The 12,396-nt window shown below is 37.6% G+C and carries 7 protein-coding genes and 1 riboswitch; of the genes, 1 reads left to right on the plus strand and 6 read right to left on the minus strand.

The features are described from left to right. The 3 genes from E1I69_RS10460 to E1I69_RS10470 all read right to left on the minus strand — a co-directional run bounded on the left by E1I69_RS10460 (position 1) and on the right by E1I69_RS10470 (position 4,286). Complete coding sequence (locus tag E1I69_RS10460; protein ID WP_136379559.1) at positions 1 to 1,047, minus strand: ribonucleotide-diphosphate reductase subunit beta; 1,047 nt, start codon at positions 1,045 to 1,047, stop codon at positions 1 to 3. Between the two features lie 15 nt (positions 1,048 to 1,062). Continuing rightward, positions 1,063 to 3,243 (minus strand): ribonucleoside-diphosphate reductase subunit alpha, encoded by a 2,181-nt coding sequence (locus E1I69_RS10465; RefSeq protein ID WP_431731874.1) that lies wholly within the window; start codon positions 3,241 to 3,243, stop codon positions 1,063 to 1,065. A gap of 255 nt (positions 3,244 to 3,498) precedes the next feature. Then, a riboswitch (cobalamin riboswitch) is annotated at positions 3,499 to 3,678 on the minus strand. A gap of 98 nt (positions 3,679 to 3,776) precedes the next feature. Further along, entirely contained in the window at positions 3,777 to 4,286 is a 510-nt protein-coding gene (locus E1I69_RS10470) for a GNAT family N-acetyltransferase (protein WP_136379560.1), read from the minus strand. Between the two features lie 151 nt (positions 4,287 to 4,437). Between E1I69_RS10470 and E1I69_RS10475 the strand changes: the two genes are divergently transcribed. Then, positions 4,438 to 4,848 (plus strand): VOC family protein, encoded by a 411-nt coding sequence (locus E1I69_RS10475; protein WP_136379561.1) that lies wholly within the window; start codon positions 4,438 to 4,440, stop codon positions 4,846 to 4,848. Positions 4,849 to 4,885: 37 nt separating this feature from the next. Here E1I69_RS10475 and E1I69_RS10480 read toward each other — a convergent pair whose 3' ends face one another. The 3 genes from E1I69_RS10480 to E1I69_RS10495 all read right to left on the minus strand — a co-directional run bounded on the left by E1I69_RS10480 (position 4,886) and on the right by E1I69_RS10495 (position 12,327). Continuing rightward, complete coding sequence (locus tag E1I69_RS10480) at positions 4,886 to 5,425, minus strand: GNAT family N-acetyltransferase (protein ID WP_136379562.1); 540 nt, start codon at positions 5,423 to 5,425, stop codon at positions 4,886 to 4,888. Positions 5,426 to 5,575: 150 nt separating this feature from the next. Next, positions 5,576 to 10,531 carry a 5'-nucleotidase C-terminal domain-containing protein gene (locus E1I69_RS24930; protein ID WP_242634575.1) on the minus strand — a complete coding sequence of 1,652 codons (4,956 nt, stop codon included), beginning with the start codon at positions 10,529 to 10,531 and terminating at the stop codon, positions 5,576 to 5,578. Between the two features lie 293 nt (positions 10,532 to 10,824). Then, positions 10,825 to 12,327 carry an acyl-CoA synthetase gene (locus E1I69_RS10495; RefSeq protein ID WP_136379563.1) on the minus strand — a complete coding sequence of 501 codons (1,503 nt, stop codon included), beginning with the start codon at positions 12,325 to 12,327 and terminating at the stop codon, positions 10,825 to 10,827. Positions 12,328 to 12,396 lie beyond the last annotated feature (69 nt).

Here is a 12,396-nt window from a genome sequence, read left to right on the forward strand (position 1 = left end):
TTATAGCTCATCAAACCCATTGGATTGGGATACCTTGGTATAGGTTCGTGATTTTTGTTCGAAGAAATCGGATTTGGTATCATTCATCATTTCATCACTAAACACTTGAATCCAGGGCATTGGGTTTTCTCTCTCTTCATATAAGTTTTGGAACCCCAGCTGGCGAAGCCTTTTATTAGCAAGATATTCAACATATTCTTCAAATTCTTTTAAATCAATTCCATCAATATCTTTCAAAATATAGCGTGCCCATTCCTTTTCAAGCTCCACTGCCTGTCCGATTGCCTTAAAGACATAATCCTTGTTTTCTGCGGTGTTAAGTTCTGGGTTTTCTGATAAAAGAATTCGTACAAATTGAGCGATAAAATACGCATGCTGCATTTCATCCCTCTGAATATAGCTAATCATTGTGCTCGTTTTAAGCATTTTTTGTTGTCTCGCAAGGTTATAGAAAAAGGCAAAGCCAGCATAAAAATAAATTCCCTCTAGGTTAATTGAATTGATTGCAAGCTTAAACAAATTTACTGGAGTCGGATGCTGCCTGAATCCCTCGTAAGCCTCTAGGATTACCTGATTTCTTTTTCGAACTATCGGATCTTCCTTCGCCTGATTAAAGCGATCCTTTTGTTCTTGTAAGGGTACCAATGAACTGAGAATATAGGAATAAGATTCATTATGAACGGCTTCCTGCTGTGAGATCACTGCGAAAATAGCTTTAAAACTAGAATCTGTTACATAGTCCATGACCTGGTTCATCGTAGGTGTTTGCAAACTATCTAGTGAAGCGAGCTGAGTGTTTATTCGTAAAAATACATCCTTTTCAGAAAGGCTTAATTGGTCCCATTGCTTGATATCATCCTGCATATTAATTTCTTGGGCTTTCCAAAAATTCGAAAGCAAGGTTTGATATAAAGTATACATTTGGGGATAGGCAATATCATTCCAATTCAATAAACCCGAGGTTTCTCCATTTATTATTCCTGTTGATTTATTCGGAAACTCCGGATTAAATAATTTTATTTTTGTTAACGGCTGGTTGTTTGTCATTCGTTCTATTCCCCCTTAACTATGGCATAGTTCACATTCTTCAATTTCTGCTTGTGAGGTACTTCTTACATAATATGTCGTTTTTAACCCTTGTCTCCAAGCCTCTAAATGGAGTTGCAAGAGATCCTTTGCTTTAATATCATGTCTGACATATAGATTGAAGCTAATGCCTTGGTCGATATGACGCTGGCGTGCTGCATTTTGTCTTATACTCCAAATTTGATCCACTTCATGACGTGCTTTTCGGTAAAATTCATAGGTTCTATGGTTAATATCTGGTGCGGTGACTTTAAATTTAAAATTCTTTTTCTCCTCTGCATACTCGACTGCGTAGATTGGATCAATCCCATCCGTAGAGCCGCCAATTTTAGCTGTCGATGAATTAGGAGCAACCGCCATCAGCCAACCATTCCTCAGTCCATTCTGAGAAACATGTTCTTTAAGTCTGTTCCATCGTTCAGATGTGTACTTTCTGCGGGTAAAATAGGCTCCTGTTTCCCAATCGGATCCTTTAAACTTCGGGTAAGCTCCTTTTTCCTTGGCAAGCTCCATGGAGGATTGTATTGCGTAATAGGCAATGTTCTCGTATAATACATCCGCGAGTTGAACAGCCTCTTCTGATTCCCAGTAAATCCCCTTAAGTGCTAAAAGATGATGCCACCCAAATGTCCCTAATCCAACCGCACGAAACTTTTTATTAGTGATATCTGCTTGTTTAACAGAGATGGTATTTAAATCAATAACATTATCGAGCATTCTTACCTGAATGCGGATTAATCGTTTTAGTACATTTTCCTGAACAGCCCTTGGCAGATTAATAGATGATAAATTACAAACTACAAAATCACCTGGTTTTCGAATGATCACAATATTTCCTTCATCATCCACATACTCTTTTGTAATCGTGGTTACTGACATATTTTGTGCAATCTCCGTACATAAATTACTGCAGAAAATCGCTGTTCGGCCTTTTCCTAGCAGATGTTTATTTGGATTTTGACGGTTGACTGCATCACGGTAGAACATATATGGTGTTCCTGTTTCTAACTGCGCAATCATGATTCGTGCCATGACATCCATCGCACGGTAGGATTTGCGTGGTAAAAGTGGATGGTTAACAGCTTCCAAATATTTTAATGTGAAATATTTTTCATCCTCTTCATCATAAAAATCTTCAAGTCCTAATGGGTTTCCTTTTTCATCCTTCCAGCCCATGAATTGCTTTACTTCATGTGGACAAAAGGTATGCCACTCCCCGATGCTTCTTCCATTTTCATCAACTTCTTCTAGCCTTTTCATAAAAAGATCTGGGACGGAGACTCCCGTAAAAATATCATGAGCCTTACGGCGCTCGTCCCCATTATTCGTTTTTAAATCTAGGAAACCATTCATAATGTCCTTATGGAATAAATCAAGATAGATAGCAATTGCTCCTTGGCGTTGTCCTAATTGGTCAACACTTACTGCTGTATCATTAATTAGACGAATCCATGGTACAACCCCAGAGGAATTCCCTTTAAACTTTTTAATATCGGAGCCGAGTGCACGAACCTTTCCATAATAGACACCTATCCCCCCTCCATCTTTTGATAATCTAGAAATATCCCAGTTATTTAAATAAATGCCATCAAGTGAGTCCTCAACTGTATCAATAAAACAAGAGGACAACTGACCAAAGCTTTTACCCGCATTTGATAATGTTGGAGTAGCAACGGTCATATACAAATTACTTAATGCCCAGTAAGCTTCCTTGACGAACTCAATCCGCACATCCCTATTTTCATGCTGCATCAATGTCATAGCAATGATCATGAAACGCTCCTGTGGAAGTTCGTAAATATTCCGTTCGTAATCTCTAGCAAGATATCGGTCCGCTAATAAAAACAGACCGATGTATGTAAATAGATGATCTTTAGTAGGATCAATTACCTTTTCAAGTTCAAAAATTTCATCTTTGGAATAGGAGTTTACTATATCATTGGAATAAATTCCTTTGTTCGTTAGTTCTTCAATTAACTCATGAAAGTTCCCGTATTTTAGGGTACTTTTGTAATTCCGACTCGTGGCAGCTTTTTCATAGAGCTCATTTAAATACAGATGGGCCGCTAAATATGTCCAATTAGGCTGGTCCATGGCAATGCGATTAAGGGAATAAAAAAGTCCATGTTGGTTTGCCTCAAAAGTAGAGAAATTCATCCCTTGTAGTCTATTTCTTAATTCGGTTGTATCAAGCTGATATACCTTTTTAGCATAATCAAGCGAGTGTAGAACTGAATCTAATTCTCCTTGTGTTGTGATATTCAATTTATTTCTCTCCCTTATCTATTTTTTTGTTAAAACAGAAAAAATCCGCTCAAACGAATTGAGCGGATGAAACGATAACACCAAGAGAGCATAAAAATAGAGCCGACCTGTCGCCACCGTTTCATCTTCCCAATCCCCGAAGAAGGTGAAACATCTTAAGAAAAGACAGGTCTCCTGACTCATGCGTCACTCTACTTTGAACCCTTCCCATATAAGTTATACAGTGGTCTGTTCATTTCGTCAGCAATTACAGTTGCGGGGGCAGTTCTGGATTTTCACCAGATTCCCTATTAAGCCTATACGGCATCTCTTTCTTAAGGCAAAACACAATATGTAGTTATATAAACCGAAATACTATCAATATATGCTATTAAAATTAATAATAAACGACTCCAATACTTTTAGCAAGACAAACTTTGACAAAATTATTTCTCAAGAAATAATACCATATGCTCTTCGCCACGATATTGTCCGTTGTATTTCATTGCTTTTTTATCAACAGCAAATGTTTGAAATCCTACCTTTTCATATAATTGCTTTGCAGGTGTATTTTCAGCATCCACCGTTAAATAAAGTTGCTCAATTTCAGAAATATTTTCAGCTACTTTGATCGCTTCAGTTAGCAAAGATTTTGCAATTCCCTTTCCTCTTTTTTCATCATCAACATACATTGCGACAACATTAGCCCGATGCCTTATTTTTTGACGTGTTTCCCTTACTAAGGTTACCACACCAACTAATTGGGCTTTTTCAAATGCGCCAAATGTCAATATATATTCAGATTGAAAGCTTTTCTTGTATTCTTCGATCGGGTTTTCCTTACTAATTGCTTCATGATAGGTGACTAAAAACGCATCTGGATCAGTTGTTAATGCTTTTAGTCGTAGCTTCCAATAGCCCTCAGCATCCTCTGGTATAAGCTTTCTAATATTCATAGTATCCCTCCTTAAGAACATTTGTTCTTGTATTTTTTATTTTACTTAATTATAATGGTACTTAAGGAAAAAATATACAAAAACGTATGACTTCTTTAGGAAATAGATAACATAGTGTAACGATACGAAATTTAAAAGGAGTGTTTTGTGAATGAAAGGACAAGCAACACCGTATTTAATGTTTAACGGAAATGCAAAGGAAGCTTTGGACTATTACAAGGAAATTTTTGAAGGGGAAATTTTGGATGTGCAAACATATGCTAAGGCGGGTTATGAGAACCAGGATTGGGCGAACGATAGACTCATCCATGGTAAATTTAAAAAGAATGACTTCTTATTAATGGTATCCGATGATTCTCCAGACCAAACAGTTACGATCGGAAACAACATCTCGCTTGTTATTGAATTCGAGAGTGAAGAAGAGATTACAAGAACGTTTAATGATTTAAAGGAAAAAGGAACAGTAATCATGGAATTACAGGATACTTTCTGGGGTGCCAAATATGCAAAAGTAAAAGACCCATTCGGGATTATTTGGGATTTAAACTTCGAAAAACAGTAATTGTGAATATCCCCCCAACCATCAGGGGGGATCTAGATTATTTTTTCCATTCGTGTTTTAGCAGACCATAAAAATACATATCAAAACGTTTGCCGTCTCGCTCGAGGAATTCCCTAGAAGTTCCTTCCCTGACAAAGCCTAGTTTTTCATATAAAGCGATGGCTCTTTCATTGTACTGAAATACAGTTAATTGGACTCTATGCAGATTTAATTCCTGAAATGCAAAATCTAACACAAGCTGCAACGCTTCATGTCCAAGCCCTCGATTTCGGTTACCATCTCCGCCAATTGCAATGGCGAGCCATGCATTTCGATGTGGCCAAATAATACTATCAATGTCAACAAAGCCGACTAATTTTTCAGTAGCTAACTCTTTAATTCCAAACACGAATGCTTTTTCATTTTTCTGCTCGACCCATTCCTTGAAGTCAGAAGGATGTTTTGGGAAGGATGGTAACGTATCTAAATTTCTAAGAAACTCCTGATCTTCATACCAACTCACAATTGTTGGAACATCCTCATCCTTAAATCTTACAAGTTCAACCTTTTTTCCTTTTAGTAGATTATATGTAATCATATGATATACCCCTTCATTATCGACTAATTTAGTAATTCAACATTTCGCATTGATTTCCTTTTTCAATCATTCTTTAATTGTCATATGTTACCGAGTAGTTCGCATTATAAAAAGCCATAGAAACCTGTTCTATGGCCTTCCTATTATTTTTTAATTGAACTTTTGAAATCCTTTACCTTTGGATTTCATTGAGAAATCATAAGCATCTAAAGCACCCTTACGATTGTTCTTCTGCACTTTAATTTCAATTTCACCATCAGGTAATTCAGCAGCAGGAACTTGAAGATCAACAACGCTATTCGAAATTACGATTGTTGCATTTGCTTCTTTAAGCTTTGTAACAGCTTCAGAACTCAATGATACAAAAATTGTATTTTTCTTTTCAGGTACTTCAACTCTAACAGTAGCTCCATCTGTTAAATCACCTAAATCATTTGCGGTAACAACATACTTGTTTCCTCGCTCAACGTCTGGAGTTACAACAACAATCTGAGGTTCTTCACCTGGTGTTGTTAAAATATCAACAATTCTGCCTTCAATTTCAGTTGGAATTCCTTCACTACCAAGGCTTATTAAATGGTCACGGAAGTTTTCCCAATCAGAAAGTCCAAGATCTGTTACACGACCTTCCTCATACGCTTTTGCAAATACATCATAGCCATCGCCACCTTTAGCAGTAAAGGCATTTGTAGCAATGGTGTACGTTGTATCATCATTAACTGCAACCAGTTTATTATTGGAATCGTTAATGTAAACTTCGACTACACGCTCCCCTGCTGGTTTGGACGAATCAAATTCGACCTTACCTCCTGCAACATGTAAGAAGCCGCCATTCTCTCCTGGATACTTGCTTAACGAAATTTCAAACGCTTCTTTAAGCTCAGCACCTGTTATCTCCATTGTCGCTAACGTATTTCCAAAAGGAAGAACAGTAATAACTTCACCAACAGTGATTGGGCCAGCATTTATAGCTGAACGGATACCACCACCGTTTTGTAATGCCATCACGACATTTTTACCAGTGAATTCTCTTGCTTTTGTAAGCATACCATCTGTAATCAAGTTACCAAGAATCGTTTCGTTCTTACGTACGCTTGGTTTTGAATTATCACCATTTGTACGAGGGTTTTCTAATTCAATTGGGGTTTCTACACCAATTTCTTCCTGAGCTACCTCATCGACACGCGTTTTGAAGGGTGCTAATATTTCGGCTGCTTCAGGATCATCCACTTGATTACCGATTGGTACTAAACCACCATCATGGGCTACTACTACACCATTTTCATCAAATTCAACATTTAAAACCCCAAGATTGCTGTTCGCATTTCCTGTTTGAACGATTACTGTTGGTGTTTCGTCATTTGCAACAACTACAGGTTCAGATAATGTTGTATGGCTGTGTCCACCAACAATTATGTCAATGCCCTCTACTTCTTCAGCAAGAGTTAAGTCGTTGTCGACAGCTGCATTATCGTCATATCCAATGTGGGTTAATGCAATAATCTTGTTAACACCTTGTGCTTCCAGAGCCGTTACAGCCATTTCAGCTTTCTCTAGATAGTTTTCAAATTCAATCGAACCTGGGCTTGAGATATCGGCTGTTTCTTCTGTTGTTAAACCGAAGATTCCTACTTTTTCACCGTTAACCTCTTTAATAATCCCATTGTAAATTTGACCATTACTAAAGTCAGCTTCGATAGAATCATTGAAAATTCCAGCGAATGTATCATCCTTTGAGAAGTCAGCATTGGCACTAACAAATGGGAATGTGGCACCTCGGATAAAGTCCGCTAATTTTTGATGTCCTTCACCTGATGAACCTAAATCAAATTCATGGTTACCAAAGGTCATTGCATCAAAGCCCATTAAGTTCATCATCGCTAAGTCTGCTGCACCTTGGAACTCATTGAAATACAAGGTTCCTGTAAATGCGTCCCCTGCATGTAGAAGAAGTGCATTTGGATCTTTGGCTCTTTCTTCTTTCACTGCAGTCACTGTTTTAGGCATATTATCTAGGGCTGCATGTGTATCATTTGTATGCATAACCGTTAAGTCGAAATTATCTATCTTGTCTTTTAAATCTACTTGTACCATTACCGGGTCATGATCACTTGCACGTCCGGCCATATCTGTAAAGTCTGCATTGATGTGTAAAATATCAATCTTTGTTTTTGGCACTAGGTTATTTGATACCACAATATGGTCTAAAACTTGTGAATTACCTTGGAACAAGTATGTGTAACGATCACTTTGTTCAACATGGTTAATCATGTTGGTCATCAATTCGCCCTCAAAAATTTTCATAGAGTCAGAGAATTGAAAGTCATTATAGTCGCCAACAGATACAATATTTGCATTCGGGTTATCAGCTTTAATTTCTTCTACAAAGTCATACACGATATTGGCGATTTGTTTACGTTGCACCTCACTACCATATACCGGTGGTTGTGTTGAACCGAATAAAGGAGTGTCTCCGGATTTGGAATTCCAGTGGTTTGCAATCACAACTACATCTTCACCTTGGAAGGTAAATTGAGCAGCTAAAGGTTTACGACTGTTAGCAAATGCAGGATTTGTAGGATCAATTCGTCCAGGGTTATGTGTTAATTTCCCACTTTCATAACCCACTGCAGTTGTAGCATCACCGGCTGGAATTCCTTCAGGTAAAGAAACTCGTTCTGGATTATATAAGAATCCAACACGGATATTGGCATTTGGTGCTCCACCATCTTCATTATAAATAGGGTCAATGTTTAAATATTCATATCTAGGACCGCCTGCATCAACAATGGCTTGAATTAGACGTTCATAGCTTTCATTTGCAGCTGAATCACCTGCGTCTTGACCGTTGTTATCTTGAACTTCAGTTACCCCGATAATATCAGGACTTTCCATATCTTGAACAAATGCTCTTGCTAGTTTCTGTGCTTTATCGTTTGATGTTTCTTTTGTGTTATTCGAGAAATTTTCTAGATTATAAGAAGCAATCGTTAGCTTATCATCTTCTTTAATAATCGTTGTTGTCTCAGGTTTCGTATTGCCTTCAACATGTTTTGATTGCATGTCTGCTAAATCAACATAGATCTTATAGTTTTGGAAACCATAGTTTACGACACCTGTAATTGGGCCAGTAAATATGTCTCCTGTTGCTACTTCGAAGTCTCTTGCTTCATAATTATCATACATTTTGAATTGGATACGATCCGCATTAGCATTGTCTTCAGTAAGTAATACGCCACCATGGATTGTATCTGTTTCTCTATTTTCAAGAACTGTAATTAAATCTCCATGCTCTTGGGGTGCAACAGCCTTCACGGTTCCTACTTCAACCAGCATACCTTCAATGCTTTCCCAGAAATCAATTGCATCTTCTTCTGGATCAAACTCAGCAAAACTATCATTATCGATTACTTGGTTTGGAAGGTTCTCGCTTGTTATTTTAATTGGTTCAGGTAATTCAACCGTTTCCTCAAGTAGTGTTACTACACCGCCACGATCATCTCTTGCATTGATTTGAGTAACTGGCAGGTCAGTATCACTTTTTGTATTACTATATCCATCGATATGATACTCATCTACTGTACCTGTTATACTTACTAGATTACCAACTTTTACATTCGCTTGGTTCCCTGTATAAACGACAATCCCTTCAGATGTCTTTGGATTGTTATCCTTTTGGTCATCTGGCGTTTGCATATGAAAGTAGTTGCCGCTTCCGATTTTGTAGGTATACGTAACAATACCTTCAACATTTTCAACAGGTTCACCTTTAAGTGGAGATTCTTGGGCTTCTCCTTGAATATCATGGATATTGATATTATCAGCATCGTACACTTTATAAGTAAATTCTTTCACTTCACTAGCTGTTAGGCCTTCTTTTACAGCAATCGCTTTGATTGTTGTATCTTGGTCAATAGTAATTGGTTCGCTGTACTTTCGACCATTCTCAACTGTTGGTTCAGTTCCATCTATAGTATAGTAAATATCTGCACCTTCAGTTGTAGTAGATAATGTTACTTGAGTTCCTGCAGGAACGGTACCTGAAGGATGAGATGCATTAACGGATTGAACTTTTGTTGCATCCTCAATGATATCTGCTTGTCCACGAGGAATGATTTGATAATCTTGGTCGAATTGTTGAACGATACCAGTTATCGAATCATATGTCGTTCCTACAGATAATTCCAATGCACCTTTTTCATCACGAACTAAGAACTCTGTACCATCCTCAGCTTTAGCCGTGTAATTTGCCCAGCCACTGCCTTCGTTAACTTTTACAAGTTCAACATTTTTAACAATTGCTAACTTAGATTCATTTTCTTCATTAACATTTGCTCCTGCTAATTCAATTGGCGCAGGTACTCCTATATCTTCGGTTTTTTGAGTCAATGTTGCAGAATCTAGTTGTAATAACCCTCTATATTCTTGTAATGAACCACTTACAGTGATTTCATCGCCAAGTTGAACATCTAAGGATGTTGGACGAACAGCAATTGCAGCCGTTTCATCTTGAATATGAATTGTATTTTTTAATGTTGCTGTTACAATTCCTTTAACTGTTGCTGAACCCGTACCCTGAGCACGTGCTTCAGCAATGCTGATAACAGTTGGTTGTTCTGGTTCACCAGGATTGGAGTCACCATCAAGAAATTCATAAGATGAGGCACTTTTTAATCCTGGCACACTAAAATATTGCTCAAGGTTGCCTGTTATAGCTACTTTTCTTTGAAAGTTTTCTGGATGGTCCATTAAGTTTAAATCTGTACGAACATTTCCTTTTGGTAACTGGACCGGTAAGATCTTAACTGGATTTGTTTCGTTTGGATCATCTGCTAAACCAAGGTTAGTAGCAATTTCAAATGGTACAACTTGATCATAACTTGATCCACTCTTAGCTGTTCCCACTATGTATCCTTGCACTGTAGCTATCCCCGTATTATTTGCAATCGCTTCTGCTACTGTTATAAAGGATGATTGTTGTTCAGTCGTACTAGCATTTTCTTCTGCCGCACTTACAGCAGGTGCAAAGTTTAATAGAGTAGTAGGCACTATTAAGCTAAGCACAAATAAGATTGATAGTAATTTTTTCACTATGACTTTTTTCACAGCTTTCTCCCCTCACTTTTAAATTAGTAGAAATTGGTTCGCCTACAGGATAATGGCAAAGTAAATATAGGTCAATATAATTTACGAAAATTAAACAAAACTTCAACCTATTTTACCTATAAAACACGAACGATAGGAAAAAAGTCACGATTTAATGTTAGTATTTTTTTACTATTTATTTGGTATTCGCAAATACATTGAATAATATATTTCTTAGCAGTCTCTGAATAATCCTCTGACACTAAAAAACGACTACCAATTAAACTAGTAGTCGTTTTTGCATATTCATTTTTTCACCCAACTAAATTTTCATATGTTTTTTGCAAATGATTCTTATCTATCTTTCCAACATGTGTTTTTGGTATATCTTCTACAAAGATAAACTCTTTCGGAACTTTGTATTTACCGATTTTTTCTTGACAGAATTCTTTTAATTCCAACATAGAAACCTGTTGATCTGGCATTAACGAGACAATAGCAATTACCATTTCGCCCCACTTTTGATGCGGGACACCAATCACCGCAACTTCGTTGATTGCCGGATGCTTACTAATGCACTGTTCTACTTCTAAAGGATAGACATTTTCCCCACCAGTAATGATCATTTCTTTCTTTCGACCAACAATATAGTGGTAACCTTCCTCATCACATCTTGCCAAATCACCGGTATGGAGCCATCCATCATGGTACGCATCCTTTGTCGCGTCTTGGTTATTCCAGTAATGATGGAATACATGCTTTCCACGAATTAAAAGCTCTCCTACCTCTCCAGCCTTTGCTTCTCTCCCAGCGGAAGTCATGATTTTCACATCATTAAAAAACATTGCTTTCCCAACAGATCCCCTTCTAAATCTTGAAATCTTAGGGTCGATGAAGAAATTATTTGGACCAGCCTCTGTTAATCCATATCCTTCTTTAAAGGATAGTCCCTTTTCTTCAAAAGCCTGATAAATTTCTAGTGGACACGGAGCTCCTCCTGACAAGAATGTATGCATAGTTGGAAATTTCACATCCTTGAAGGATGGAGTGTTTACCATCATGTGATACATCGTTGGAACGAGTAATACGACTGTGCAGCCCTCTTGATTGATAATCTGGATTGCTCGATTCGGCTCAAAGTTATTCGCCAGTACAACCTTGCCACCCATCATTAAAATCGGAATGGATAAGGCATTGAGCCCACCCGTATGGAACATCGGCATATACGTTAATGTCACATCTTCTGCTGATAAATTCCAGCTTACGATCGTATTTAACCCATTCCACATAATTGATCGATGGGATAGAACCACTCCCTTTGGTTTACCTGTTGTTCCACCAGTATAAATAATCGCTAAGGCATCATCTTCTTGAACCAGTTCCTCCTGGACATAGGAGATACTTGTTTCATTCGCAATTTGATGATACTTCTCTGAATTAATGTTTATAATTTCTTTAGATGATTTGTCCCGTAATAAGCCCTCCAAATTACTGGATAATGCAATTAGTCTTGGTGATGAATTTGTAAGGATATAGTCTATTTCTTCACTTGATAAACGCCAATTTAGCGGTACAAAAACGGCCCCAATTTTCCCACAGGCAAATAACAAATCGAAATAACAAATATCATTCGGAGACAGTAGTGCAATCCGATCTCCCTTATTGATTCCGATGGTTTTGAAATAATAGGCGATATTTTCCGCACGTTTATTTAATTCTTGAAATGTAAAACGGCTTCCGTTCTCACCATCTACAACAGCAATCGAATCAGGTGATAGTCGAGCCCGATTTGCGATCCAATCCAGTTCCCACCTCACAACTATCTCTCCTTACGTCTACTTAATTCTATTATTACTATAGAAGATAGTAGTTACATAGAAGTTACA

Source organism: Bacillus timonensis (assembly GCF_004799755.1).
Lineage (GTDB): Bacteria > Bacillota > Bacilli > Bacillales > Bacillaceae_L > Ferdinandcohnia > Ferdinandcohnia timonensis_A.

Coding starts and splice junctions, on each gene's coding strand:
- E1I69_RS10465 (WP_431731874.1), bottom strand. CDS start 3,243: ATGAATTTCTCTACTTTTGAGGCAAACCAACATGGACTTTTTTATTCC.
- E1I69_RS10480 (WP_136379562.1), bottom strand. CDS start 5,425: ATGATTACATATAATCTACTAAAAGGAAAAAAGGTTGAACTTGTAAGA.
- E1I69_RS10470 (WP_136379560.1), bottom strand. CDS start 4,286: ATGAATATTAGAAAGCTTATACCAGAGGATGCTGAGGGCTATTGGAAG.
- E1I69_RS10460 (WP_136379559.1), bottom strand. CDS start 1,047: ATGACAAACAACCAGCCGTTAACAAAAATAAAATTATTTAATCCGGAG.
- E1I69_RS10475 (WP_136379561.1), top strand. CDS start 4,438: ATGAAAGGACAAGCAACACCGTATTTAATGTTTAACGGAAATGCAAAG.